The sequence below is a fragment of the Aeromonas sp. TS_SC_11 genome (assembly GCF_057318915.1).
This window is the reverse complement of the sequence record NZ_CM170470.1, coordinates 4,583,915-4,609,894: the sequence shown is the minus strand read 5'-3', so window position 1 is coordinate 4,609,894 and position 25,980 is coordinate 4,583,915. Positions and strand designations below refer to the sequence as shown.

At 61.4% G+C, this 25,980-nt stretch carries 25 protein-coding genes and 1 pseudogene; 18 read left to right on the top strand and 8 right to left on the bottom strand.

The features are described from left to right. The first annotated feature begins 64 nt into the window (after nucleotides 1-64). Nucleotides 65-577: an anaerobic ribonucleoside-triphosphate reductase-activating protein gene (gene nrdG, locus AC1P02_RS21230; protein WP_021138765.1), complete on the top strand. Its 513-nt coding sequence runs from the start codon at nucleotides 65-67 to the stop codon at nucleotides 575-577. Nucleotides 578-677: 100 nt separating this feature from the next. Beyond that, on the top strand, nucleotides 678-848 hold the full coding sequence (locus AC1P02_RS21225; protein ID WP_017411359.1) for a YqaE/Pmp3 family membrane protein: 171 nt from the start codon (nucleotides 678-680) through the stop codon (nucleotides 846-848). A gap of 91 nt (nucleotides 849-939) precedes the next feature. Here AC1P02_RS21225 and AC1P02_RS21220 read toward each other — a convergent pair whose 3' ends face one another. The 5 genes from AC1P02_RS21220 to slyA all read right to left on the bottom strand — a co-directional run bounded on the left by AC1P02_RS21220 (nucleotide 940) and on the right by slyA (nucleotide 4,906). Continuing rightward, nucleotides 940-1,299 carry an MliC family protein gene (locus tag AC1P02_RS21220; RefSeq protein ID WP_005316896.1) on the bottom strand — a complete coding sequence of 120 codons (360 nt, stop codon included), beginning with the start codon at nucleotides 1,297-1,299 and terminating at the stop codon, nucleotides 940-942. A 123-nt stretch (nucleotides 1,300-1,422) separates the two neighbouring features. Beyond that, nucleotides 1,423-2,181: a substrate-binding periplasmic protein gene (locus AC1P02_RS21215; RefSeq protein WP_125607676.1), complete on the bottom strand. Its 759-nt coding sequence runs from the start codon at nucleotides 2,179-2,181 to the stop codon at nucleotides 1,423-1,425. Between the two features lie 155 nt (nucleotides 2,182-2,336). Then, nucleotides 2,337-3,365, bottom strand: coding sequence for a DUF2955 domain-containing protein (locus tag AC1P02_RS21210; protein ID WP_485183310.1), 1,029 nt, complete (start codon nucleotides 3,363-3,365; stop codon nucleotides 2,337-2,339). A 10-nt stretch (nucleotides 3,366-3,375) separates the two neighbouring features. Then, on the bottom strand, nucleotides 3,376-4,431 hold the full coding sequence (locus AC1P02_RS21205; RefSeq protein ID WP_021138770.1) for an HlyD family secretion protein: 1,056 nt from the start codon (nucleotides 4,429-4,431) through the stop codon (nucleotides 3,376-3,378). Nucleotide 4,432: 1 nt separating this feature from the next. Beyond that, nucleotides 4,433-4,906: a transcriptional regulator SlyA gene (gene slyA, locus AC1P02_RS21200; protein WP_169045634.1), complete on the bottom strand. Its 474-nt coding sequence runs from the start codon at nucleotides 4,904-4,906 to the stop codon at nucleotides 4,433-4,435. A 319-nt stretch (nucleotides 4,907-5,225) separates the two neighbouring features. Here slyA and AC1P02_RS21195 point away from each other — a divergent pair, with 319 nt between their 5' ends. From AC1P02_RS21195 to AC1P02_RS21175, 5 genes are all read left to right on the top strand, one after another. Then, nucleotides 5,226-5,417, top strand: coding sequence for a hypothetical protein (locus AC1P02_RS21195; RefSeq protein WP_081045609.1), 192 nt, complete (start codon nucleotides 5,226-5,228; stop codon nucleotides 5,415-5,417). Nucleotides 5,418-5,974: 557 nt separating this feature from the next. Beyond that, nucleotides 5,975-7,276, top strand: coding sequence for a 2-hydroxycarboxylate transporter family protein (locus AC1P02_RS21190; RefSeq protein ID WP_485183307.1), 1,302 nt, complete (start codon nucleotides 5,975-5,977; stop codon nucleotides 7,274-7,276). A gap of 10 nt (nucleotides 7,277-7,286) precedes the next feature. Beyond that, a complete protein-coding gene (locus tag AC1P02_RS21185; protein WP_408113021.1) occupies nucleotides 7,287-8,837 on the top strand; it encodes an NAD-dependent malic enzyme in 1,551 nt (516 codons plus the stop codon). Between the two features lie 17 nt (nucleotides 8,838-8,854). Beyond that, complete coding sequence (locus AC1P02_RS21180) at nucleotides 8,855-10,423, top strand: ATP-binding protein (protein ID WP_485183304.1); 1,569 nt, start codon at nucleotides 8,855-8,857, stop codon at nucleotides 10,421-10,423. Between the two features lie 3 nt (nucleotides 10,424-10,426). Beyond that, nucleotides 10,427-11,119 carry a response regulator gene (locus AC1P02_RS21175; protein WP_005316875.1) on the top strand — a complete coding sequence of 231 codons (693 nt, stop codon included), beginning with the start codon at nucleotides 10,427-10,429 and terminating at the stop codon, nucleotides 11,117-11,119. Nucleotides 11,120-11,225: 106 nt separating this feature from the next. Here AC1P02_RS21175 and AC1P02_RS21170 read toward each other — a convergent pair whose 3' ends face one another. After that, complete coding sequence (locus tag AC1P02_RS21170; RefSeq protein ID WP_485183302.1) at nucleotides 11,226-12,134, bottom strand: LysR family transcriptional regulator; 909 nt, start codon at nucleotides 12,132-12,134, stop codon at nucleotides 11,226-11,228. A 96-nt stretch (nucleotides 12,135-12,230) separates the two neighbouring features. Between AC1P02_RS21170 and AC1P02_RS21165 the strand changes: the two genes are divergently transcribed. Together AC1P02_RS21165 and AC1P02_RS21160 are read left to right on the top strand one after the other, a co-directional pair. Next, nucleotides 12,231-13,214: an aldo/keto reductase gene (locus AC1P02_RS21165; protein WP_485183300.1), complete on the top strand. Its 984-nt coding sequence runs from the start codon at nucleotides 12,231-12,233 to the stop codon at nucleotides 13,212-13,214. Further along, a complete protein-coding gene (locus AC1P02_RS21160; protein ID WP_155603141.1) occupies nucleotides 13,211-13,636 on the top strand; it encodes a carboxymuconolactone decarboxylase family protein in 426 nt (141 codons plus the stop codon). The genes AC1P02_RS21165 and AC1P02_RS21160 overlap by 4 nt, the downstream gene beginning before the upstream one ends. A gap of 135 nt (nucleotides 13,637-13,771) precedes the next feature. Here AC1P02_RS21160 and AC1P02_RS21155 read toward each other — a convergent pair whose 3' ends face one another. Next, nucleotides 13,772-14,671 (bottom strand): DMT family transporter, encoded by a 900-nt coding sequence (locus AC1P02_RS21155; RefSeq protein WP_404297802.1) that lies wholly within the window; start codon nucleotides 14,669-14,671, stop codon nucleotides 13,772-13,774. Between the two features lie 104 nt (nucleotides 14,672-14,775). Between AC1P02_RS21155 and AC1P02_RS21150 the strand changes: the two are divergent. Further along, a pseudogene (locus AC1P02_RS21150) lies at nucleotides 14,776-15,514 on the top strand (AraC family transcriptional regulator). 45 nt (nucleotides 15,515-15,559) lie between these two features. Here the strand turns inward: AC1P02_RS21150 and exaC are convergent. Further along, nucleotides 15,560-17,077 (bottom strand): acetaldehyde dehydrogenase ExaC, encoded by a 1,518-nt coding sequence (gene exaC, locus AC1P02_RS21145; protein ID WP_485183298.1) that lies wholly within the window; start codon nucleotides 17,075-17,077, stop codon nucleotides 15,560-15,562. 247 nt (nucleotides 17,078-17,324) lie between these two features. Here exaC and AC1P02_RS21140 point away from each other — a divergent pair, with 247 nt between their 5' ends. From AC1P02_RS21140 to AC1P02_RS21105, 8 genes are all read left to right on the top strand, one after another. After that, a complete protein-coding gene (locus AC1P02_RS21140; protein ID WP_485183296.1) occupies nucleotides 17,325-18,983 on the top strand; it encodes a sigma-54-dependent Fis family transcriptional regulator in 1,659 nt (552 codons plus the stop codon). Between the two features lie 329 nt (nucleotides 18,984-19,312). Beyond that, nucleotides 19,313-20,623, top strand: coding sequence for a GGDEF domain-containing protein (locus tag AC1P02_RS21135; RefSeq protein ID WP_485183295.1), 1,311 nt, complete (start codon nucleotides 19,313-19,315; stop codon nucleotides 20,621-20,623). Nucleotides 20,624-20,771: 148 nt separating this feature from the next. After that, nucleotides 20,772-21,182 carry a VOC family protein gene (locus AC1P02_RS21130; RefSeq protein WP_219591059.1) on the top strand — a complete coding sequence of 137 codons (411 nt, stop codon included), beginning with the start codon at nucleotides 20,772-20,774 and terminating at the stop codon, nucleotides 21,180-21,182. Between the two features lie 102 nt (nucleotides 21,183-21,284). Continuing rightward, nucleotides 21,285-21,974, top strand: a complete 690-nt coding sequence (gene phoB / locus AC1P02_RS21125) for a phosphate regulon transcriptional regulator PhoB (RefSeq protein WP_005316860.1) — start codon at nucleotides 21,285-21,287, stop codon at nucleotides 21,972-21,974. An 8-nt stretch (nucleotides 21,975-21,982) separates the two neighbouring features. Beyond that, the gene (gene phoR / locus AC1P02_RS21120; protein WP_087755174.1) at nucleotides 21,983-23,278 is read left to right on the top strand and encodes a phosphate regulon sensor histidine kinase PhoR; all 1,296 of its coding nucleotides are present in this window, start codon (nucleotides 21,983-21,985) and stop codon (nucleotides 23,276-23,278) included. 176 nt (nucleotides 23,279-23,454) lie between these two features. Beyond that, nucleotides 23,455-24,429, top strand: a complete 975-nt coding sequence (locus tag AC1P02_RS21115) for a PstS family phosphate ABC transporter substrate-binding protein (protein ID WP_017411341.1) — start codon at nucleotides 23,455-23,457, stop codon at nucleotides 24,427-24,429. Nucleotides 24,430-24,593: 164 nt separating this feature from the next. After that, nucleotides 24,594-25,400 (top strand): M48 family metallopeptidase, encoded by an 807-nt coding sequence (locus tag AC1P02_RS21110; protein WP_011898477.1) that lies wholly within the window; start codon nucleotides 24,594-24,596, stop codon nucleotides 25,398-25,400. Then, nucleotides 25,388-25,894 carry a GNAT family N-acetyltransferase gene (locus AC1P02_RS21105; protein WP_087755177.1) on the top strand — a complete coding sequence of 169 codons (507 nt, stop codon included), beginning with the start codon at nucleotides 25,388-25,390 and terminating at the stop codon, nucleotides 25,892-25,894. Before AC1P02_RS21110 ends, AC1P02_RS21105 begins: the two co-directional genes overlap by 13 nt. Nucleotides 25,895-25,980 lie beyond the last annotated feature (86 nt).

Below are 25,980 nucleotides of genomic sequence, written 5' to 3'. Positions count from 1 at the left end.
GGCCATTTTCATTGGAGGGTGGCAGACGTTGCCGTTGTCCCATGAACAAGACAGGAAACAAGCGATGCACTACCACCAATACTACCCGGTCGATGTGATCAACGGGCCTGGCACCCGCGCTACCCTGTTTGTGTCGGGTTGCGAGCATCAGTGTCCGGGTTGCTACAACCAGAGCACCTGGCGGCTCGATGGCGGCAAGCCGTTTGATGAGGCCATGTGCGATCGCATCATCCAGGATCTCAACGACACGCGCATCAAACGGCGTGGTCTGTCGCTCTCCGGTGGCGATCCGCTCCACCCCGCCAACGTGCCCCAGGTGCTGGCGTTGGTGAAGCGGGTGCGGGCCGAGTGCCCCGGCAAGGACATCTGGTGCTGGACCGGCTATCTGCTCGGCGAACTGTCAGAGGCCCAGCGCGAGCTGGTCGCCCTGTTGGACGTGCTGGTGGATGGCAAGTTCGAGAAGGCGCTGGCAGATCCCGGTCTGCTCTGGCGTGGTAGCAGCAACCAGCAGATCCACGACCTCAAGGCCTGGCGCGAGCAGCTGGGGGAACGGATCCCCTGTTTGACTCAGGTGTGAGAGCCGCGAGTGGGCCCTTGTTTCGTTTGCAGTTGAGGTCAAGGCTGTTTATGGTGAGCTCATCCCGAACCGTGAAACATCTTTGACGAGGAAGTGCGAGATGAACAATCTGCTCAAGATACTGCTGGCCATCTTTTTGCCTCCGGTATGCGCCTTTATCCAGGTAGGCTTCAGCCTGCACTTTTTGATCAACATAGTACTGACCCTGCTCGGCGGCCTGCCAGGTATGGTACATGCGCTCTGGCTGGTGATCAGCGACAAGCGCGGCTGAAACACAAGTTGCACGCCATCGCTGTGCAGATGGTCGCTTGTCTGGATACAGAGGTTAAATAGCAAAATCCCGGCCAGGCCGGGATTTTTCATTACTGCTGTTTGCAGTCGTTGTAGACGCTCTGCCACTCGCCGTTCTTGTCGCGCATTTCGACGAAGCCTTCATTTCCCTTGTTCCACCAGACGGCTTCATGCTCATCGGTATAGCGGGCGCCGGAGGCTGAAATGGTTTGTGGCAGCGTGTAATCCTTGCCATCTGGCAGTGCCAGTTTGATGAAATTCAGGCTCTGGTCGGAAAGGGCAAAGTAGCTCACTTGCACCTTCTTGTTCTGCTCGCACTGATAGGTGATGGGCTCGCCGCCGGTCACGCTCAATGTGGAGGCTCCGCGTTCGCAACCGCTCAGCAGAGCCAGGGTCGTGATGCCCAGCAAGAATATATTGGCGTGTTTCATCTTGAATTCTCCATCGGTGTCATCCGGGCTCGAGCCTAACAGGTTGAGGAGAAGGTTCAATGCTCAATTGTCTCTATTGCGTCTATATGCGTCCCGAGGCGGCGCACAGGGAGCGAAATACATTCAATGCAGGCCCAGGCTGTGCTCGAAGTCGCGTACCAGCGTCTCATAGGTGCCGTTGTTCTTGATCTTCTGCAGCCCTTCCTCGAAGCGTTTTGCCATGGCTTCTCCCTGGGGATGGGCACGTGAGAAGGCGAGCCAGAAGCCATCGGTGGAGATCTTGCCTACTTTGACGACCCGGCCGGTCAGTGCTTTTTGCTGGATCTTGAGATAGCCAGGCATCTCGTTCATCAGTATGTAGTCGACCCGTCCGCGTACCAGCATCTCTATGATCTGGGCATCCGATTTGGCCTGAAAGCGGGTGATCCTGGGGTTATCCATGAAATCGGTGGGATAGGTGTAACCCAGGGTAATGCCCACCGTCTTGCCCTCCAGTGCGGTGAGTTTGAGGTCATGGTGCCCGCCGCCGGCGAGGGCGAAGATGGCGAGATCCTCCTCGAACATGGGGGTCTCGTGCCAGTGGTACTGATAGCGGTTCTCCTCTGTGATGGTGGCATTGAAACAAGCCAGCACCTTGTCGCTCTTGGCTTCGTGCATGCAGCGGGCGAAGGGAATGGTACGAAACTCAAGCGCTATGCCCTCGATGGCGAACACCGCTTTCACCAAGGCCGGTGCCAACCCCTGTGGCTGGCCGCTCTCCTTGTCCAGCGCGCAATAGGGGGCCCAGTCATCTTCGGCTGCGACAAGCACTGGGTTGGCCCAGACGCTGCTCATCCCGAGCAAAAGACCAAACGCCAGCCAGCTTCCGGGTACTCGTGCCATTGTGTCTCTCCTGCTGCTATTGCGAACGGCTCTTGCAAGCATAGTGGCTGCAGTCACAAGACCCGCGGGGCCAGCTTGCAAAATGCAGACAAAAAAACGCCCCGGTAGGCATAACGGGGCGAAAAGCAGCACATCCTTGAGCTAACAACAGGGGGTCAATAGCCGAAACGAGTGGCCTCGAAACGGTTAAGCAGTCGGTGAATGAGATAGCAGGCCAGCAGGGTGGCAACGATGGCAAACAGTATGCTGCTGACTCGATAGAGTGCACTGAATACCAGATCGTTGCCCGGCGTCAGGTACTGGCCAAACAGGATGCCGAGAGTGGTGAGGGCGCCAAAGCCGACGCCTGAGCCGCTGGCCTCCTTCACATGGGCGTAGCTGAACAGCATGGCCCCGAGCCAGAGCATGGGGGCGACCAGCAACAGCAAACCTGACCAGTCGTAGAGTACCAGCTGGCTGACGAGACCAAAGCTCACGCCGAGCAGTGTGCCCATGGCCCGTTTGCGGGCATAGCTCAAGGCCCCGTTCCAGTGCATGGGAAACAGCAGCAGGAGTGTGGTGGCCTGAGCAGACATGGAGTCACGCAAGTCGAAGATCTGGAACACCATGAAGGAGAGGGTGGCTATGCTGGCTCCGAGCAGGGCCTCGTGTCGCATCCGGTGCGGTGCCTTGGGGGCCACCGCAGGCTTGGGTCGCTCCTCTACATCTGGGATCAGCGCCGTCATCAGGTAGGCGATGAGTACCGACAGTATGCTAGCCCACAGGTTGCTGAAGATGAGGTCGTTCAGATCGGTCTGCGGGTAGCTGGCAAAGTGCAGCATTATGCTCAAACTCAGCACACCGTTGGCCCCAAACAGAAACAGGCTGCCCCGGGACATGGCGGCGAAACGGTAGAGAAACAGCAAAAAGGCGATGGGGATCATCAGGCCGGGATGACTGCCAAACAGCCCGCCCAGCAAACCGACTTCCACCCCGCAGATGACGGCGGCAGCGATCAGCTGGCGTGCCGCATGGCCGTTCATCACTGGCACCATGCCCAGCAGCAATACCGGTGTCACTGTGTAGAAGACGCCGTAGTTCCAGCCAAACAACTTGCAGAGCAAAAAGCCGGTGGTGCTGCCAAAGGCGATGCGCAGACATTGACGCAGTTCGTTGGCGGTGAGGGGTCTGTGCCACAGATTCATCGCTGCCACCTTAGTAGATATAGTGCAACAGGCTGAGCAGACGGATCTGGCCGCGGGCAAACAGCGCGCTTAGCGCGTTGTCCGGCAGCAGTTGCACTGTGGCGCGGGCGCCAGCCGGCAGGTGGGCCGGCAACTGCTCAAGGGTCAGATGCAGGCGCAGGCGCTGGGCATCCCGGACCCAGCGATCCGATTCGGTGGGGCTGGCCAGCAGGCCGTTGGCATCGAACTGGCCAGCGCTGACGCCGGCATCCAGGCTGGTGACCCGTGCTGGATAGAGCTTGCCCGGCTCGCCATCGAAGGCGACCAGTGCCTGGCTGTCCGTGTTGACGTGGCGCAGACTCTTCTCGCGAAAATCGGCGATGATGTCTACTTGCTCGGAGACCAGCGCCAGCAGCGGCGCACCCGCCGCGGCGAAGCTGCCCGGCTTGAGTTGCAGGTTGGTGATGATGCCATCCTGGCTGGCGTGCACCTGACTGTAGGCGAGGTTGAGCTCGGCCTGGGCCAGGTGATTGCGAGCCTGGCGCAGCAGCAGGTTGTCGTCACCGTGCAGACCGCGGTTCACCTGGGCCTGAGTCATGCGGGCCTTGCTGGCCAACAAGTTGGCCTGGGCGGTGCGAAATGCGCTGTCGGCGTCGTCTTTTTGCTGCTCAGAGACCATGTGGCGACGATAGAGGGCGTCGATACGCTCCGCCTCCCGCAGCTTCAGGGAGGCCTGGGTTTGCAGCGAGCTGAAATCGGCGGCGGCGGCGTTGAGAGTGGCGTCGAGCTGGCGGTTCTGCTGCTCGGCCTGAGCCAGCGCGAGGCGGGCCTGCTCCACCGCCAGTTCAAACGGGGCGGGATCGAGTGAGAACAGCAGATCCCCCTGTTTGACATGCTGGTTGTTGCCAACGGCAACCTGTATCACCTTGCCACTGACCTGGGGTGCCATCTTGGTCACGACACGGGTAGCCATGGCTTGCGGGGTGAGTGGCATCTTGATGTCAGCCAGCAGGAAGTAGCCAAAGACCAGAATAAAGGCGCCCATGGCCCATTTTATCCAGCGTTTGAATTGTTGATCCGGGGTCATCTTATTCTCTCTCTTCACTCTGTGAACCTATCTTGCCGAGGGCGTTGGCACAGATGCGGTGCACTATGTCTTCAAATTGTTCCAGCTCCCGCTGGCTGATGCCGGCGAGCAGTTCACGGCGTATATCCATGATGCGATCCTCTATCTTGTCGAGCAGCGCCTTGCCGGCCGGAGTCAGGGTGACGATGCGGGCCCGTTTGTCCTGGCTGCAGCAATGGCGTTCGACCAGTCCATGCTCCTCCAGCTGACCCAGAGTGCGCATCAGGGACGGCAGCTCTATCTCCAGCGCTTCGGCAAGGGTCTTCTGGCTGAGATGACCACCGAGGCGGCTGAGTTTCCAGAGCGCTGTCCAGCGTGGATGGGTCAGACCCAGGGGCGCCAGTTCCAGGTCTGCCACTGTGCGCCACAGTCGATGCAGTCGTCCGACCCGCTCGGCGAGGGACAACTCGCGCAACATTTCCAGATCCTTCATCATGAGGTGCTCTCCATTTACTTAGCCTGCTAAGCATTGTAGTTATTTAGCAGGCTAAGTAAATAGTGTGATCAAGATCTTGTTTATGAAAATGATGGGGGAGCTTGTTATGAGGCTTTACTTGGTCAGTGAAGGGGGTCGTAAGGGGCTGTCTGTGTCTGAAATACGCACAGGTGTGACAAATCGGGTGAAATACTCTGGCTGGAGAAATAAACACCGGCCTGCTGGGGTGGCAAAAATAAGGAAGGGATCCCGTTTACTATTATTTTCTGGTCAGCAAGGTGTCATATAAATTCGGCAGTCTGTTTTTTATCCACTAATATTGATGGGTCAGCTAAACAGGGAGACGATAGCTGTGGAACGATATGAATCGGGTGACGCCCATTTCTCAATCGAGAGTCTGCTGGTCGATGTCGAATATAGTGCCGAAATCCATTATGGCTTCAGCCGGGAAGGAAGCGATATCTGTCATGAATTTGACCCTGCCAATATTCCATTGTTATTAGCAGAATAAGCCAACCGAACAGGTTTAAATGAGACGCTGGCTGTCAAGGTGTGACTGACAGGTGGGCACTCTTTGCTCCATCGGCCCAGTCTTATCAGTTGAAAACGCACGCTATGGCGTTGTGTTGATAATGCATCCCCGTCATGACATACAAGTTGCCAGTCATCCTTGCCTGCCCTTTTATCCACCTGCATACGGGTGGGTCATGTCAGTTACGCGATCGTCAGGATCATGACCTCTCTGATATTGATGAACAGCATGAATATGACGCGACTGTCATCAGCCTGTAGCCCGTTTACTCCCTCTCTTTCCATGGATAACACTTAATCTGAGCCTCACCATTGCCAGCCAAGTGATGGTCAAACCTTGTCCGCATCCGTTTATTTCTGTGTGTATATCCAAGTTTTCAGGTGTTGTGAATGGGGATGCTATCTTGTATTGGACGACGGCATTGTCCTCATAGCGTTTAAGATTTTAATGTTTTTATATGTCTTTGTAGCGGGGCTAACCGACAGGCAGAGGGAGGATCACTAGAGTAGCGCCACCTCACACGCTGGAGCATAACAATGAAAAACCTCTCTACCCCGAAAGCCGCCCCCTGGGGCAGTCAACAAATAGCCGGCATGCCCATGATGATCTTCCTCGGGCTTGCCACCTGCGTGCTTTTCTCCGGCTGGAACGGCTCCTTGCCGCTCGGCATGGTGGGCGCCCTGGCACTGATGTTCGTGCTGGGCACCCTGCTGACCGAACTGGGTGAGCGCATCACTCCGGTCCGTGAATACCTGGGAGGTGGCACCATACTCGCCATTTTCGGGGGGGCTGCTCTGTTTGAATACAGGATCCTGCCGGTCGAGGCGGGTCAGGTGATCATCGGCTTCATGAAGGAGGGGGGCTTTCTCAACTTCTTTATCGCCAGCCTAGTGACGGGTTCAGTGCTGGGCATGAGCAGTTCCCTGTTGAAAAATGCCGCCATGCGTTACCTGCCGGTGATCTTGGGTGGTGTTGCAGTGGCGCTGCTGAGTGTCGGTCTGGTCGGCTCCCTGATGGGTTATGGCTTCAAGAATGCGGTGCTGCTCATAGGTTTGCCCATCATGGGTGGCGGCATGGGCGCAGGTGCCGTGCCCCTGGTAGAGATCCTCTCGGGCCCGATGCAGATGTCCAGCGCCGACCTGCTGTCACGCATGGTGCCTGCCGTTGTGATCGCCAATACCCTGGCCATTCTGGTGGGCACTCTGCTGGTACGCCTGGGCCGCCGCTACCCTTCCCTGACCGGCAATGGCCAGCTGATGATCAATCAGAGCAGCCAGAATGTGGCCGAAGAGCAGGTCCAGGCGCCGACGCTGGAAAGTCTCGGCATGGGGCTCTTCATCAGCTCCAGCATGTTCGTGCTGGGTTCACTGCTGGGCAACTTCATCCCCATGCATCCCTTTGCGCTCATGATACTGGCGGTGGCCTTCATCAAGGTGAGTGGCGTGCTGCCGCGCCGTTACGAGCAGGCGGCCGCCGACTGGTACCAGTTCGTCGTGACCAATCTGACGCCCTCCCTGCTGGTGGGCATAGGGGTCGCCTATACCAGCATCCCGGAACTCATCAGCGCCTTTTCCGTCAGTTACTTCGTGCTGGTGCTGGTGACAGTGGTCGGCGGCGCCCTGGGGGCGGCCCTGGTGGGGCGCATGATAGGTTTCTATCCCATAGAGGCGGCCATCACAGGCGGTCTGTGCATGGCCAACATGGGGGGCACGGGTGACGTGGCCGTGCTGTCGGCGGCCCAGCGCATGAAGCTGATGCCGTTTGCCCAGATCTCTTCCCGTCTCGGGGGGGCCGTCATGTTGATCCTGGCCACCCTGCTCATCTCGCTGCTGGCATAAGGAATCGACAATGAACGACATCATGATGGGCACCAGCCTGCCCTATGCCGAACGCAAGCGACAAGGCCTGATGGGGCGCATGCCTCACAAGGAGGAGTCCCTGGCCCAGCAACGGCGCCGTATTTACCGTCTGGTCTCTGCCATGCAGAGCCCGTTCGACCAGCACCTGCTGCTGCGCCAGCTGCAAGAAGACAACCCTGTGCTGTTTTACGATCTGGTGCGCCACCACCTGCCGGAGCTCTTGCCCATCATTTACACCCCGGTAGTAGGGGAGGCATGCCAGCGCCACAGCGACCTCTATCTGCGCAGCCACGGGCTTTATCTTTCCTGGCATGACAGAGACGATCTGGACGCCATCTTCGCCGCAGTGGAGCAGGAGGTGGACGTCATCGTCATCTCCGACGGTGAGCGGGTGCTGGGACTCGGCGATCTCGGCATCGGCGGCATGGGGATCTGCATCGGCAAGCTGGCGCTCTACTCCGCCGCTGGCGGCATCAACCCGGCGCGCACCCTGCCGCTGTGCGTCGATGTGGGCACCAACAATCCCGAGCTGCTGGAGGATGACTCCTACCTCGGCTGGCAGGCCAACCGGGTGGATGGTGAATCCTATTACCACTTCATGGACAAGGTGGTGGCAGCCATTCGCACGCGCTGGCCCCAGGTGGTGTTGCAGTTTGAAGACTTCGCCGGCAAGCATGCCGCCAATCTGCTGGCTCGTTATCGAGACGAGCTGTGCATGTTCAACGACGACATCCAGGGAACGGCTGCGGTGGCTTCGGCCTGCGTGCTGGCAGGCTTGCAGCAGGCGGGCACTACTCTGGCCGACACCCCCGTGCTCATCGTCGGCGCCGGCTCTGCGGGGTGCGGCATTGCCGCCATGCTGGCCCGGCTGGCGGGCAGTCCGGATCGGGTGCAACTGTTTGATCAAGATGGGCTGGTCTGCCTGGATCGCGCCAATCTGACCCCATCCCAACGACCGTTTGCCCGTCCGGCGCAAGAGGCTTGCGCCGCCCTGCCCGAGCTCATTGAGCGGCTGCGCCCCGGCGTGCTGATCGGGGTGAGTGGCCAGGGCGGGCTCTTTACCGAGGCCGTGCTCAGGGCCATGGGGGAGGTATGCGAGCGCCCCGTGATCCTGCCGCTCTCCAACCCGACCCGCAGTGCCGAAGCGACGCCGGAGCAGGTGTGGCAGGCCACCGACGGGCGTGCCCTGCTCGCCACTGGCAGCCCCTTTGCCCCAGTCACTGTGGCAGGGGAGGCGCGGGTAGTCTCCCAGTGCAACAACGTCTATGTCTTCCCCGGCATTGGTCTGGGGGCCTGCGCCGTCAAGGCGCGCCGCATCAGTGACGGCATGCTGCAGGCGGCGGTGCGGGCCGTGGGCGCCTATCCGCTGGCTGAGGGGCGATTGTTGCCTCCCATCGAGCAGGTGGGGGAGGTGGCCCGCGCGGTCGCAAGGGCGGTGGCGCTGACTGCCCGTGACGAAGGGCTGGCGGATTTTGTCGGTGATCCCGCGCCACTGATTGACCAGACCTGGTGGCGCCCGCACTATTGGTCCGCTTCCTGATGTTGCAAGGCTAATCGATGAAACTGCGCCACCAACTGGTCACCCTCTCTCTGGGGCTGTCACTGCTGCTGATCGTGATCCTGGGCAGTCTGCTCGCCCTCTTTATCCGCCACCTGCTGGAGAGCAATCTGCAGGAGAATGGCGGCGATCTGGCGCGGGTGCTGGCAGCGGACAGCCGGGTGGTGCAGGCCTTGCAGCAGGGCAGCGATCCCGGCTTGCGCGACTATGTGGAGGGGATCAGCAATCGCACCGACGCCGCCTACATGGTGGTGACCGACGAACACGCCCGCCGCCTCAGTCACCCCTCGCCCGAGCTCATCGGCGGTCTCTTCCGTGGTGAAGATATCTGGCCGGCCCTCCATGACCGGCTCAGCTACTGCTCAGAGGACGAGGGCACACTCGGCCCGGCCATCCGCTGCTTTGCTCCCGTGCTCGGGCCCGATGGCCGTGCCATGGGGGCCGTGGTGGTGGGTTACCTGATGCGGACTGTGGAAGGCATCTATCTGGAGCGGATCGCCCTGCTGGTCAGCGCCATCCTTGCCGTGCTGGGGTGTGGTCTCTTGCTGGCGCTCTGGGTGCAGCACCTGTTGCGTCGTACCCTGCTGGATCTGGAACCCGAGGCCATCGTCAATCGCTTCGTGCTGCAGGAGCTGGTGCTGGAGCACATCTCAGAGGGGGTGATAGCGCTCGACAACAGGGGCAACATCCGCATGCTCAACAGTGCCGCCTTCTATCAGCTGCGCCTGCCGGGCACAGGGCGTCATGCCCTGCTGGGGCAGCCGCTCGCCGAGTTGTCGCCGCCGCTGGCACCGGCCCTGACCCAGGTCGAGACCGAGCTTGGCTTTACCGTGCACGGAGAATCCTTCGTGGGCCGCTGGCAGGCGGTGGAGGGCAAGGTGCCAGGGCGCCTGCTGATCTTCAGTCGCCCCGAGGTAACTGGCAGCCTCGGCATGCAGGTCACGCATCTGCGCCAGTATGCCGAGATGCTGCGGATGCAGACCCACGAGTTCGCCAACAAGCTGAGCAGCCTCTCCGGCCTGTTGCAGCTCGGCCATGTGGATCAGGCGGTGGAGCTCATTCAGCAGGAGAGCGAGGCCTGCCAGACCATGTTGCAGGGTCTGCTGCGAGCCATCGAGGACAAGCCGGTGGCGGGGCTCATTCTCGGCAAGTTCAGCCGGGCACGGGAGCTGGGGGTGGAGCTGGTGCTGGACCCCGACTCGGCGCTGGCGGAGTATCCGGCGGCGGTGTCGGCGGATCTCATCACCCTCATCGGCAACCTGCTGGACAACGGCATTCGCGCCGCCTGGGCGCGGCGCAAGGTCTGTCCGCCGCGGGTGCTGATTTCCCTCAACGATTTTGGTCGCCGGCTGGTGATAGAGGTGGAGGACAGTGGCGAGGGGGTGGACGAGGCGCTGGCGGATCATCTGTTTGATTACGGCATCAGCCGCCAGACCGGCGATCACGGGGTCGGCCTCTTCCTGGTCAAGGAGACGGTGGCCAGGCGAGGGGGTGTGATAGAATGGCGCCGCACCGCCGAACAGACAACCTTGTTCGGTATCTACTTGAATAAAAACCAATTGGTGTGATCTATGGAGCCCATTTTCACTCTGGTGATCGAGGATGACGAACGGATAGGATCCATTCTGGCCGAGCTGGTCTCCTCCACCCCCGGATTTTCCCTGCTGGGTCGGGCCGAAAGCCTGACCCAGGCCGATCTCATGATGCGTGCGACCGAACCACAACTGCTGCTGGTGGATATCTCATTGCCCGATGGCTCGGGCCTGGAGTGGGTGAACCGGCTGCGCAGCCACAACCGCGAGGCTTACGTCATCATGGTGACCGCCTCCTGCGACGTTGAGACCATACAGCAGGCCCTCAACCTGGGGGTGCAGGATTACATCATCAAGCCGTTGCGGCTGTTTCGCATCCAGCAGAGTCTGGACGAGATCCTCACCCTGCACAGGCGCATCTGCGAGCGCGGCTCTCTGGAGCAGAGCGATCTGGATCGGCTGATGGGCAAGGGACGCCCCCAGGCCAGGGAGGTGCGCGATACCCCAAAGGGGATCGATGCCATCACGCTGCGCCAGGTGCTGGAGCTGCTGGCGGGCGAGCCGGATACCGCTTTTTCTACCGATACGGTGGCGCTGCGCCTCTCCTTGAGCCGCACCACGGCGCGCCGTTATCTGGAGTATCTGGAGTCCGAAGACAGGGTCGATGTGGACCTCAACTACGGCCAGCGTGGCCGGCCGGAGCGGCGCTACCACTGGCGCCGGGGCAACTGAGCCGGCGTTTTTTGTGCTCAAATGCAATGCAAGAAGGGAGCCTCGGCTCCCTTCTTGCTGTCTGCCCGTCGCCGCATGGGTTGCAGCCCTTCCTACCTTGCCTGGTTCACAGTGCGCCCAGGGGGAAAGGGTGGAGGGCTGATCCGGCCTCTTCAAACAGCTGGATCAGGTGATCCGCGACGGCCCGCACCCGTCTGGAGTGGGCGAGATCTGTGTGGATCACCAGCCAGATCGGCTGATCTACTCCCAGCTCGGGCAGGAGGCAGACGAGATCCGTCTCTTTGGCCAGATAATGGGGCAGCACCGCCAGTCCGAGACCGGCGGTGGCGGCGGCCAGCTGGGCCGACAGCGTATTGGTCTCCACCCTGCAGGGGCGCCCACGCAGCATGCGAGCCATCCATTTGGCGGCGGGCAAATGGCCGTGGGATTCCCCCCAGCCGATGAAGGCATCCTCATCGAAGCTGGCGGCATCTGTGCCCGGACGACGGCAATCGACATAGCTGCTGGCCCCATAGAGGCCGAAGCCCAGGGTGCCCAGCCGCTTGATGGTGACGTTGCCGGCGTCAGGCTTGACCATGCGCACGGCCAGATCGGCATCGCGCCTGTGCAGGTTCACCGTTTGCACGCCTGTGACCAGCTCCACCCTCAGATCGGGATGAATGGCAAACAGCTTGGCCAGGGAGGGAATAATGAGCGGATTGGCCAGATTGTCTGCGGTGGCGAGGCGCACGCATCCGGCCACTTGTCCCTGCTGCTGCCCGGCTTCGCCAAAGGCATGCCCGGCATGTTCCAGCGCCTCGGCCCGCGCCAGCAGGGCATCCCCATCGTCGGTCAGTCGATAGCCGTGCTGATGACGACTGAACAACGGCAGACCCAGTGCCGACTCCAGGCGATCCAGCCGTCGAGAGACAGTGGCAATGCCCATGTCAAGGGCGAGGGCGGCGCCACTCAAGGTGCCGCTGCGGGCGATGGCCAGAAAGACCCGGGCGTCATCCCATAGCAAGAGAGCGTTCATGTATCTTCCAAAATCGGAAAGCAGACTGCCAATCCAGTCTATACCTGAATCATATTCGGAAGACCATACTGACCTCCATCTTGTAAGGGGAAATGTATGCAACGACGAACACTGGGCACTGATCTGGACGTATCCGCCATGGGCCTCGGCTGCATGGGCATGAGTGAGTTTTATGGTCCGCGGGATGATGAGCAGGCGCTGCGGGTGCTGGCCCGGGCAGTCGAGATGGGGATCGATTTTCTCGACACCGCCGACATGTATGGCCCGCACCACAATGAAGCCCTGATCGGCCGCTTCCTGGCGACCCACGGAGCCGGGGTCAAGGTCGCCACCAAGTTCGGCATAGTGCGTCAGAATGGCGAGTACAGGCGCACTCTGGACAACAGCGTCCAATATGCACGGCAGAGCTGTGAAGCCTCGCTGCGCCGGCTCGGGGTCGAGCAGATAGACCTCTACTATGTGCATCGCATCGATCCGGCGCACCCCATCGAAGAGACGATGGCAGGGCTGGCGCAGCTGGTGCAGGAGGGCAAGATTGCCCGTGTCGGCCTGTGCGAGGTCAGCGCGGCCACCTTGAGGCGCGCCCATGCCGTGCATCCGGTGGCAGCGGTGCAGACGGAGTATTCCCTCTGGACGCGGGATGTCGAAGCCCTGGTGTTGCCAACCTGCCGCGAGCTGGGCATAGGTCTGGTGGCGTACTCCCCCTTGGGGCGCGGCTTTCTGACCGGACGTTTCCAGCAGGATACGGCGTTTGAAGAGGGTGACTTTCGGGCCAACCTGCCGCGCTTTCAACAGGAAAACATCGCCACCAACCGCTCGCTGGTGGAGGTGATCATGGCCCTGGCGGCGCGCAAGCAGTGCACGACGGCGCAGATCGCCCTGGCCTGGCTGCTGGCGCAGGGGGATGACATAGTGCCCATCCCCGGCACAAGGCGGATCCCCCATCTGCTGGACAACCTGGGCGCCTTGTCGGTGCGTCTGGAGGCCGGGGATCTCGCCGCGCTGGACAGTGCCATCAGGGCCTTGCCAGTGGCAGGGGATCGCTATACCCGGGAAGGCATGAAGGGGGTGAACGCATGAGCGGCTTATCGTCCGAGCGGCGTGAACAGGCCTTTGCGCTGTTGGCCCGGCTCGACCCGCAGGCGCCGGATCAGGTCGCGGCGAACCTGGATGCCCTGTCGCCAGATTTTGCCGAACTGGTGTTGGGATTTGCCTTTGCCGATGTGCTCTCCCGTCCCGGTATTGATCTCTGCACCCGTGAGATGCTCACCGTTGCTGCGCTGATGGCGATGGGCAATGCACCCGGACAGCTCGAATTTCACATCCGGGCCGCGTTGAATGTGGGCGTCAGCCGGGAAACCATCATCGAAATCCTGCTCCAGATCGCCGTCTATGCCGGTGTCCCTGCCTGCATGAATGGCATCAGCGCGGCCCGAAAAGCCTTTGCCGCTCATGACAAGGCCCGGCTCGACCCGCACAAGGCGCACCACGAGCAAACCTGAATCACAGTCGTGTCGGGAGGGGCTTACCATTGGCGCGGGGATAACCGAGCCTGTGGTTTTTAGCGAGAAGATGCAAACAAGAAGGGAGCCGAGGCTCCCTTCTTGTTTTGTGCTGCAGCGGCTTGTCTCGCCGGTTTATGCCTCTTCCACAAGGGCGGGGCGCACCCTGGGCTTGAACTGGGAGAGCATGACGCCGCTCAGGATCAGGCCGCCACCCAGCAGGTGATAGCCGTGAATGGGCTCCCCCAAGGTGATGACGGCGATCAGCGCCGTGCACAGCGGCATCAGGTTCATGAACACAGAGGTGCGCTCCGCTCCCATGCAGGCGAGGCCGCGCATCCAGCAGTAGGCCGCCAGCAGGGAGGAGGCGAGCCCGGCAAACAGCACCAGACCCCAGCCCTCGGCGGGCACCGCCAGGGAGTCTGCGCTGAGGGCGACCGGGATGAGCAGCAGCACAGCCAGCAGGATCTGCATGTAGAGGTTGAGCCAGGGGCCAAACGGCAGTTGCCAGCGGCGGATCAGCAGGCCGTAGAGGGCGTAGCTGGCGGAGCCGAGCAGCATGAGCCCGTCCCCGGGGTTGATGCCGTCTTGCAGCAGGGCCAGGGGCTGGCCCTGGCTCAGCAGCCAGAACACCCCGAACAGGGAGATGCTCATGCCGAGCAGCGCCTGTTTGCCCGGACGCTGACCGAAGAAGAGGGCGCTCTGCAGCAGGGTCAGCAGCGGAATGAGCGAACCTATGACCCCCATGTTGGTAGCCGAGGTGGTGTGGGCGGCGTAATAGGCGAGGCACTGGTAAAGCACCATGCCAAGGGCTGCCAGCACCAGCAGCTTGCCGAGCCAGGGGCGGATTTCGTGACGGCGGCGCCACAGTTGCGGCAGGCAGAAGGGGGTCAGCGCCAGGGCGGCGAGCACCCAGCGGTAAAAGGAGATGGCGGCGGGATCCAGCACATCGGCGGCGGCCTTGGACACCACTGTATTGGTGGCCCAGATCAGCACGGCCATCAGCGGGAACATAAGCGGGAAGAAGATACGCATCAAAGGCTCCTTATTATCGAGATGGCCAGTCTACTCTTGTCTTTCTGTTATCAAGTAACGTAAAACTGACAATTCATCCCGCAGAAAGGACAAGTTGCCCTGATATGGCACTACATCACTATCACTCGACGGACATAGCCCTGCCTGAGCCCAACCCCCTCTATCTGCGCTATCAGCAGATCCAGGCCGAGAGCGCCTGCGCGCCCCACAGCCACCCCTGGGGCCAGCTCAGCCTGATAAGCCTGGGGGTGATGGAGATAGTGCTGGACGATCACCGGCTGGTGGCTCCCGCCGACTACCTCATCTGGGTGCCAGCGGATCTGGAGCATGCCTCCTACAACCAGCAGGCCCTCGACTACACCTCCATCTATGTCAATCATGCCCTGGCGGCGCGGCTGCCGGCAGAGCCCTGCCTGCTGGAGATGACGCCGCTCATCCGGGCCATGCTGGCGGATTTTTGCGAGCGCAAGCTGGGCCATATGCAGGATGAATGGGATGTGCGCCAGGCCGAGCTGCTGGTGGAGAAGCTGACCCGCACCCGCTGCCAGGACAGCTATCTGCCCATGAGCCAGGACAAGCTGCTGGCCCCCATGCTGGCGGCGCTGCGTGCGGGAACTTGGCATGAATTTCGGCCAGTGGCGGGCCCGGCTCAAGCTGCTCAAGGCGCTGGCCTGGCTCAAGGGGGAATTGCCAGTGCAGGAAATTGGCTGGCGGCTCGGTTACGGCTCCACCTCGGCCTTTATCGCCATGTTCAATCGTGAGCTGGGCTGCTCGCCCCAGCGCTATCGCCAGCAGTTGGGAGGCATGGGGATAGAGCGGGAAGGGTCGCCTGGCGAACCATAACAACAAGGGCGCCCGCAGGCGCCCTTTCTCATGAGTGTGATCTGCCTAGAAGAAGCCGAGTGGGTTGATGTCGTGGCTCACCAGCAGGTTCTTGGTGTTCTGGTAGTGATCCAGCATCATCTTGTGGGTCTCGCGGCCTATCCCGGACTTCTTGTAGCCGCCAAAGGCCGCGTGGGCCGGATAGGCGTGGTAGCAGTTGATCCAGACCCGGCCGGCCTGAATGCCGCGCCCCATGCGCCAGGCCAGGTTGCTGTCGCGGGTCCACAGACCCGCCCCCAGGCCGTACTGGGTGTCGTTGGCAATGGCCAGCGCATCCGCCTCGTCCTTGAAGGTGGTGACCCCGAGGGCCGGCCCGAAGATCTCCTCCTGGAACACCCGCATCTTGTTCTGACCCGAGAAGATGGTGGGCTGGATGTAGAAGCCCCCCTCCAGGCCGCTCACCTTGGCCGGGCCGCCGCCTATCAGCATTTTGGCCCCCTCGCCACGGCCTATCTCCATGTAGCTCAGGATCTTGTCGAACTGCTCGCGGGATGCCTGGGCACCGACCTGGGTAGCGGTGTCGAGGGGGTTGCCCTGCACGATTGTGCGGGCGCGGGCCAGCACCCTGTCCATAAAGTCGTCGTAGATCTTCTCGTGTACCAGAGCGCGGGAGGGGCAGGTGCACACCTCGCCCTGGTTGAAGAAGGTCATCAGCATGCCTTCCACCGCCTTGTCGATGTACTGGCTCTCGTGCTGCATCACATCGGCAAAATAGATGTTGGGGGACTTGCCACCCAGCTCGACGGTGGAGGGGATCAGCTTGTCGGCGGCGCAGCGCAGTATATGGGCGCCGACTTCAGTTGAACCGGTAAACGCCAGCTTCTGGATCCTGTCGCTGGTGGCCAGCGCCTGACCCGCCTCGGCGCCGAAGCCGTTGACCACGTTGACCACGCCGGGGGGCAGTATGTCTTTGATGAGATCCATCATCAGCATGATGGTGACCGGGGTCTGCTCGGCGGGCTTGAGTACGCTGCAGCAGCCTGCCGCCAGCACAGGGGCCAGCTTCCAGGCCGCCATCAGCAGCGGGAAGTTCCAGGGGATGATCTGGCCGACCACGCCGATGGGTTCCTTGAAGTGGTAGCTGACGGTGTGCTGGTCCAGCTCGGCGGCCGAGCCCTCCTGGGCACGGATGCAGCCGGCGAAGTAGCGGAAGTGATCCACCACCAGCGGCAGGTCGGCGGCCAGGGTCTCGCGCACCGCCTTGCCGTTCTCCCAGGTCTCGGCGATGGCGAGCACTTCGATGTTCTGCTCGATGCGATCGGCGATGCGCAGCAGCAGGTTGCTGCGCTCGGTGACGCTGGTCTTGCTCCAGCTGGCGAACGCCTTGTGGGCGGCATCCAGCGCCAGCTCGATGTCGGCGGCGTCGGATCGGGCCACCTCGCAGAACACCTTGCCATCCACCGGCGAGATGTTCTCGAAATAGCGACCGGCGCGGGGGGCCACCCAGTCGCCCCCGATGAAGTTGTCGTAACGGGACTTGAAGCTGACCAGGGCACCTGCCTGACCGGGAGCGGTATAAATCATCTCATCATCCTTATGTGTGTGAAGGTCCTGCCCGGCTGCACGTGCTGGCTGGCCGGGGTGGTACGCAGGGGATATCGCAAGGGCCATGCCAAAGGGTCTGACCAGCGCACAAAAGGTTACAAAAACGTTATCAAACTGGGTGCGGCAGCGTATCTTGGTTAACCAATAACCAAGGCTGTGGCGATAAAACTGTGCCGTTTCTGGACAGTGGCCGCGACAGTCGTGCCGTTTTTGAACAGGAGGCGTGATGAGCGAGTTACCGCAGTACAGTTCCAGCCCCAGTCCGATCCAGCGTTCCTGGCAGCGCTGCCTGCATCAGGGCCTGCTCCGCCAGCAGAGTGCCGAGCTGGATCTGCTGCCCCAGGGGGAGCTGTCGGCCCGCCAGGAGGCGCACAGGACGCTGATCGTCTGCTTCCAGCGCTTCGTGTTGCCGCTGTTTGCCCAGTTGCTGGCGGGCAGACCCTGTCGCCTGCTGCTGTGTGACGGCGAGGGGGCCATACTGGCCGCCAGCGGTGACGATGGCTTTGCCCGCCATGCCGAGCGCATCTTTTTGCGCAGCGGCGCCCGCTGGGGGGAAGCGAGCAAGGGAACCAACGCCATAGGTACAGCGCTGGCCGAGCAGAGCGAGGTGCAGGTGCTCGGCAATCAGCATTTCTTCGCCCAGCACAGCTTCCTCAGTTGCAGCGCCTGCCCCCTGCTCGGGCCGGACGGGCAATTGCTCGGGGTACTCGACATCTCCACTGACGCGGCCCACCACGACGGCGACATGCTGGGCACGGTGCGGCTCTTGGCCATGACCCTAGAAAACGCGCTGCTGGCGCGCCAGCCGGGCTGGCTGGTGGATCTCGACCCCCAGAGTCTCTGGTCCGCCCGTTTGCTGCTGGGGGAGGGGGGCGAGCTGCTCGGCGCCAACCGGGCCGGCCGGCTCTGGCTCGGCCAGCACCCCTTCGACGGCAAGCAGTTGCTACGGGATCGGCGCGGTTTGCGGCTGGTGTCAGAGCCGGTTGCGGCGCCCCGGAAAACAGCGCAACAAGGGGCGGCACAGGTGCCTCTCAAGATGCTGGAGCGCGGCATCTCGCTTCTTGTCGAGGGGGAAACCGGCAGCGGCAAGGAGCATCTGGTACGCGCCCTGCACCGCCAGTCGAGCCGGCAGGATAAGCCCCTGGTGTGTGTCAACTGTGGCGCCCTGCCGGCAGACCTGGTGGAGGCCGAGCTGTTTGGCTATGTGGGCGGGGCCTTCAGCGGCGCCCGCAGCCAGGGCAGTCAGGGCTATCTGCGCGCCGCCCACGGCGGCATCCTGATGCTGGATGAAATTGGCGAGCTGCCGCTGTTGGCCCAGACCCGGCTGCTGCGGGTGCTGCAGGAGCGCAGTGTTACCCCGGTCGGCAGCCACAGACCTGAGCCGGTGGATTTCTGGCTGGTCAGCGCCAGCCACCGGGATCTGGCGGTCATGGTGCAGGCAGGGACATTTCGCGAGGACCTCTATTACCGAGTCTGTGGCTGGCGCCAGCAGCTGACACCGCTGCGGGCATGGTCACAGGGCGATCGCCTAGGGCTGATCCGGCGTCTGCTCTCGGAGATGGACCCGGCCCTGCAATTGACGCCGGAGGCGGAGCTGCAACTGCTGGCCCATCCCTTGCCCGGCAACGTGCGCCAGCTCAAGCAGGCGTTGGAGGTGGCCTGCGTGCTGGCGGAAGGGCTCGGCTGGATTGAGCCTGCTCACCTGCATCTGCCCGCTGCATCGGCAGCGGCCTCGTCGCAGGCGAGTCCCGCCACCTTGCGTGAACAGAACCGGCTGCGAGTGCAGCAGACCCTGGCGGCGTGTGGGGGCAATGTGAGCGAGGCGGCGCGCCAGCTCGGCATCAGTCGCACCACCCTCTATCGGGCGCTGCGTGAAGGACCCTGAGGGCTTTGTTGCCCGCTATTCCCCTTGGGCAAGATGAGCCATCAGGGGCCTTTTTATTGATTTCTCTTTATTTTTCATGACATGGAGTGTTCTATCCTGAGATTCACAATCTGATGGGCAAGTGCATGGCTTTCCGGGGCACCAACCTGGCGCCTCCCGCCTGGTGCAGTACGGCTGCGCCTGATCCCGGGGTTGGTCCGGGTCTGTCTGCCGGTACCCGGCTGAACAAATACGGTATGGCGCCGGTGTTGGCGCGTGTAATAACCACGGGATCCGGGCGTGTGTATCTCGGGGTATGGAGTCAGAGCACCTAGTCGGGTGGAGCCTATATGACCTTTTCCTATTCTCGTCTGGCCAATGTGTTGTTCTGGGTATTGTTGGGGTTGAGCTTGCTGGCGATCCTGCTGTTTGAATTCGGGCCGGATCGGCGGCTCGACATGCTGGCCAATGCCCGCCTGTCGGTGGCGGTGCAGGATGACAGGATCCATGGCGGCGCCTCTGTAACTACCTTGCTGTCTGCCGCCGGCCAGCAAAGCGGTTATCCTGCGCCGACGGACAAGCCAGCCATCGACTGCCAGTTGCGCGAAGGCTATGAGTACCCCTTCTGTGAACTGATCCTGACGCTGAGTCTGCCGGAGCAGGGCATTGATCTCTCCCGCTTCGAGGGGGCGCGCATCCAGCTGCAGGTCGAGGGGCCAGAGCCCCAGTTCTGGCGCCTCTATCTGCGCAACTACCACCCGATTTACTCCCGGGCGGGTGATGCCACCTCCCACAAGTTCAACGAGGTGATCTTTCGTCCCGATGATTACGGGCGGCTGCAGGACGTGCCGCTGCGGGTCTTCACGCCAGCCACTTGGTGGATCCAGCAGTACCGCATTCCGCTGGCCCAGCAGGGGGAGGACCTGCGCCATGTCTACGCAGTGGAAATCGCCTCCGGCATCGGCATGCAGCCAGGCCACTACCGGCTGGTGCTGGAGCGGATGGAGTTCTATGGTCGCTGTGTGCAACCGGGAGCCTTCTATCGTCCCCTTCTGCTGAGCTGGCTGGTTTACGGTCTGCTGCTGTTCATGGTGCAGCACCTGTTGATGCGGGATCGATTGCGCAAGGCCCGTGAGGCCAGACAGGCGGCGGAGGCACGCAGCCAAAGCCTCTGCGAGCAGACCCGGCGCACCGAGGAGGAGGCCAGGTACGATCCCCTGACCGGCGCCCTCAACCGGTTCGGTGGCAACAAGCTGCTGGCCGAGCTCGGCGATATGCCCCTCTCTTTCATCTACATCGACATAGACCACTTCAAGCTCGTCAACGATGGCCATGGTCACCCGGTTGGGGACGAGGTGCTCAAGCACATGGTGAGCGAAGTCCTGCGCCACTGCGATAGCCTGTGCCGGCTGGTGCGCTGGGGCGGGGAGGAGTTCGTGCTGGTCTGCCTGCACTACGAACAGGCCCGTGCCAAGGCGCTGGCGGAGCGGCTGCGCGCCGCTCTGGTGGCTTATCCGCACTGGCCATTGGCGCTGTCCATCACGGCCTCGTTCGGGGTGGCGGAGCGGCGCGGGGATCCCCTGGAGCAGGTTCTCAAGCGGGCCGACGAGGCGCTCTATCAGGCCAAAAAGCGGGGGCGCAACCGGGTCGAGGTGGAATAGGAGGTGGAATAGAACGCAGGTCTGGCGGCAGGGGAAGGGCTGCTCCTTCGAGCGGGGCATTGCTGCTGGAGCCCAAGACTCCAAGCCGCTATGATGCGCGCCAGCCGGGGCATTGGCCCCCTTCCTTCATCTGTTGAGGTTATTCCCCATGGCACAACACATTGGCGCTTTGGCCCTGCTGGTGGCCGACTATGACGAGGCCATCGCCTTCTTTACCCGAGGGTTGGGTTTTACATTGCTGGAAGACACTCCCCTCGATGAACCGGGTAAACCGGGCAAGCGCTGGGTGCGGGTTGCGCCTGCCGGCGCGCCCGGCTCGGCGCTCTTGCTGGCTCGCGCCGCCACGCCCGAGCAGCAGGCCTCCATCGGTCAGCAGGGCGGTGGTAGGGTATTTCTGTTCCTCGAAACCGATGATTTCTGGGCCGATTACCAGCGCATGCTGGACTACGGTGTTCATTTTTGTGAACAGCCACGTAGCGAGCCATACGGCATGGTGGTGGTGTTCGAGGATATCAGTGGCAACCGCTGGGACCTGCTGCAACTCACTGCTGCCAACTGAATCTGAAAACGTTTATCATCCCGCCTGTCATAAAGTCATAAAAGTGTCACAGAAAATTCTAATAATTGGCGCACCCATCTTCACACAGGAGAGAGAAGGGATATGGCTAAGCGAATTCTGGTGGTCGAGGACGAAGCACCGATCCGCGAAATGCTCTGCTTCGTGCTTGAGCAAAAGGGATACGAAACAATCGAGGCGGAAGATTACGCCGATGGACTGGCGAAGGTGTGTGAACCCTACCCCGAACTCATAGTGCTGGACTGGATGATGCCCGGTGGCAGTGGCATTCAGTTCATCAAGCAACTCAAGCAGGATGAGGTGACCCGCCAGATCCCGGTGGTGATGCTGACCGCCCGTGGTGAGGAAGAGGACAAGGTACGCGGCCTGGAGGCCGGCGCCGATGACTACATCACCAAGCCCTTCTCCCCCAAGGAGTTGACAGCCCGCCTGCACGCCGTGATGCGCCGCGTCTCCCCCACCTCGGTGGACGAGGTGATCGAGGTGCAGGGGCTCAAGCTGGATCCGGTTTCCCATAGAGTCAGTGCAGAAGAGAGGGCGCTGGACATGGGACCGACCGAGTTCAAGTTGCTGCACTTCTTCATGACTCACCCCGAGCGGGTGTACAGCCGCGAGCAGTTGCTCAACAATGTCTGGGGTACCAATGTGTATGTCGAGGACAGAACCGTGGATGTGCATATTCGTCGCTTGCGCAAGGCCATTGAAGAGACGGGTCACGATCGATTGATTCAGACGGTGCGCGGCGCAGGCTATCGCTTCTCAACCCGTCTGTAGAGGAAGTTATGTTGCAACCTTATGCCTGGCGGCGACAGTTGTGGCGGATGGCGTTCTTCTATGCGCCCTTCGTTCTGGTCGGCTGGTTGACGAATACCCTCGCCCTTTGCCTGCTGGCAGCTACTGTGCTGCATCTGGGTTGGCACTATCGCTTCCTGAAGCGGCTGTCGGACTGGCTGTGGCACGATCGCAGCCTGGTTCCCCCCAACGGCAGCGGCAGCTGGGAGTATATTTTCAACGGCATCTACAAGTTGCAGCAGCGTCACCGGGCCCGTCGCCGCGAGCTGGCGGGTCTTATCCGCCGCTTTCGGGAGGGTGCCGAGGCCCTGCCCGATGCCGCTGTGGTGTTTCGCACCGATGGCAGCATCCTCTGGTGCAATCGACTGGCGGAGCAACTGCTTGGTTTTCGCTGGCCGGAAGATGCCGGTCAGCACATAGGCAACCTCATTCGCAATCCGGCCTTCGGTGCCTATCTGGGCAAGGGGCAGTATGACGAACCGTTCGAGATGAACTCACCCATCAATGAGGAGAAGTTTCTCGAGTTTCGCATCATGCCCTACGCCGAGGATCAGGCCATGCTGGTGGTGCGGGATGTCACCCGGCTGCGCAGCCTGGAGAAGACCCGCAAGCACTTCGTTTCCAACGTCTCCCACGAACTGCGTACCCCGCTCACCGTGCTCAAGGGCTATCTGGAGATGACCGAAGAGCCGCCGCCGCCCGCCCTGTGGGCCAAGGCGCACAAGGTGATGATGGAACAGACCATCCGGATGGATAATCTGGTGAATCAGCTGCTTACCTTGTCCCGTATCGAGGCGGCTCCGACAGTGGATCTCTCCCATCTGGTGGACATGCCCGCCATGCTGGGATTGCTGGAGCAGGAGGCGCGCGCGCTGTCGGGGGAGCGGGCACACCAGATTGAATTTCTGGTGCAACCGAACCTTTTCGTGCGAGGGGATAATGATCAGCTGCGCAGCGCCGTCTCCAACCTGGTCTACAACGCCATTCACTACACACCGGCGGGGCGCAAGATCAGCGTGGCATGGCGCAAGCAGGGCGCCATGGCGCTGTTTGTGGTGGAGGATGAAGGAGAGGGGATTGCTCCCGAGCATCTGGCGCGGCTGACCGAACGTTTCTATCGGGTCGACAAGGCTCGCTCACGGCATACCGGCGGCTCCGGGCTCGGGCTCGCCATCGTCAAGCACGCTTTGAGCCATCACGACTGTCAGCTCGATATCGAGAGTCGGGTCGGTGCTGGCAGCCGTTTCAGCTTTCTCATTCCAGCCCGTATGGTCGTGGTTAAATAGTCTTTACCGGCAATAAGTTAGCAAAAGAGAGGGCAGCGGAAGCTGCCCTCTCTTCATTTGGTCAAAACCCTTGTCATGTCATTAAAGTGTCACATTAAATCCATAAATTTGTCACTGCCAGGTCAGATACTGGCGCCGTCTTAAGAACGGACCTTCTGTAACTTTGGAGAGATTGGATGAAACTCAACAAACTGGCTGGTGTAATCGGATTTACCGCAGCAACCCTGTTTTCTGTCAGCGCTCTGGCTGCCGGTGTGGATAAAGACCTGCCGGATTACACTCCGACCAGCGGCATCTCGGGCAACCTGTCCTCTGTCGGCTCTGACACCCTGGCCAACATGATGACCTTGTGGGCCGAAGAATTTAAGCGCATGTATCCCAACGTCAACGTGCAGATCCAGGCCGCCGGTTCCTCAACCGCACCGACTGCACTGACCGAAGGTGTTGCCCAGTTCGGCCCCATGAGCCGCGGCATGAAGTCCGGTGAGGAAGAGGCGTTCGAGAAGCGTTACGGTTACAAGCCCACTGCCATCCGCGTCGCGGTCGATGCCCTGGCCGTGTTCGTCAACAAGGACAACCCCATCAAGGGGCTGACCATGCAACAAGTGGATGCCGTCTTCTCCAGCACCCTCAAGTGCGGCGAAGCCAAGGCTGCCACCAAGTGGTCTGATCTGGGTCTGGATGGCAACTGGTCTTCCAAGGATCTGCAACTGTTCGGTCGCAACTCAGTCTCCGGTACTTACGGTTACTTCAAGGAGCACGCCTTGTGTGATGGTGACTTCAAGAGCGGCGTGAACGAGCAGCCCGGTTCCGCTTCCGTGGTGCAGTCCGTTTCTGCTTCCCTGAACGGCATAGGTTACTCCGGTATCGGTTATGTCACCTCGGGTGTGCGCGCCGTACCGCTGTCCAAAGATGGCAAGACCTTCATCGAAGCCACCGCTGATAACGCCATCACCGGCAAGTATCCGCTGTCGCGCTTCCTGTACGTTTACGTGAACAAGCACCCGAACAAGCCGCTGGCTCCGATGGAGCAGGAGTTCGTGAAGATGATGCTCTCCAAGGCGGGTCAAAGCATAGTCGCCAAAGATGGTTACGTGCCTGTCCCGGCCAAAGTGGTCGAAGCCGACCTGAAGAAACTGGGCATAATGTAAACCGGTTTCCTCTCAAAGACGGGCCCCAGCGGGGCCCGTTTTCTTTTTAAGCAAGCCGGTAATAAGGGGATGTGACTGCTTTCGCCGAACCGGGCAATTTGTCGACTTGCGCCGGACGCCCGCATTTCCGAAAATAGGGCATCTTTATGGTGAAGGACACCTCCATGACATCTCCCCTGTTCAAGCTCGGCCTGGCGGCGCTCTGTTCTACCCTGCTGGCCAGTTGTGCCCAGTCTCCTACCGGTCGTAGCCAGATGCTGCTGTTTTCGCCCCAGCAGATGAGCAAGCTGGGTGCCGACTCCTTCGAGCAGATGAAAAAGCAGGAGAAGGTGAGCAAGGATGCCAAGCTCAATGCCTATGTCTCCTGTGTTGCCAAGGCGGTTACCGCCCAGGTGCCCGCCAGTTATGGCATCACCAGTTGGGAGGTGGTGGTGTTTGACTCCAAGCAGGTCAACGCCTTCGCACTGCCCGGTGGCAAGATAGGGGTCTATAGCGGCCTGCTCAAGGTCGCCAAGAATCAGGATCAGCTCGCCACCGTCATCGGTCACGAGCTGACCCATGTGCTGGCCCAGCACTCCAACGAGCGACTCTCCCGCAGCCAGCTGACCGGTCTCGGTCTGGCGGCGGCGGATATCGCCATGGGCAGCAGCGAATATCGCGGTGCCACCATGACGGCGCTGGGGCTCGGGGTCGAGGTGGGCGTCATGCTGCCCTATGGCCGCGAGCAGGAGAGCGAAGCGGACAGGCTGGGCCTGGACTTGATGGCCCGTGCCGGTTTCAATCCTGCTGAAGCCGTTCCCCTGTGGCAGAACATGAGCGCCGCCGCCGGTGGCAAGGCGCCGCCGCAACTGCTCTCCACCCACCCCAGCAACGAAAACCGGATTGCCGAGTTGCAGGCCCAGCAGGCCGAGGCCCGGCCACTCTATGAGCAGGCGCGCGCCTCCGGTCTGGTACCCCAATGCAAGGCATAAGCCTGCGCATGGCGCGGCTTGATGATGCCCCCGCCATGACGGTGATGCAGCGGGCCAGCTGGCTCGCTGCCTACGGTGAGGTGCTTGGCAACGACATGCTGGCCCAGCTGGCGGTGACCGAGCATCTGCAAATCTGGCGCAGCCGGCTCGCCGAGCCGGGCCCAAGACCCATGCTGCTCTGTCTGGATGAGGTGGTCATCGGCCTGCTCTACTGGCAGCTGGCGCAAGAGGGTGAATATCCCACCGCCTGGATCCGGGCGTTTTACCTCCACCCCGATCATTGGCGCCAGGGTTATGGCAAGCGGCTGTGGCAGGCGGTGGCCATGCAGATGCGGCGCGCCGGTTGTGAAGGCGTCAGATTGTGGCTGCTCGATGGCAATCGGGTCGGGGAGGGTTTTTACCTGCGTCGCGGCTTCGCTTTCGATGGCCAGGAGCGCACCCTGATGAGCCTTGGCCAGGCTTGCCTGCAACGGCAAATGTTCCGTTTGCTTTGATCCGGCTCCCGTTTTTCGCCCCCGATCACTTTATTTTTTTTGCGAATTAATACAATGTGCCCCTCTGGACAGGCTGAGGTGAGGCA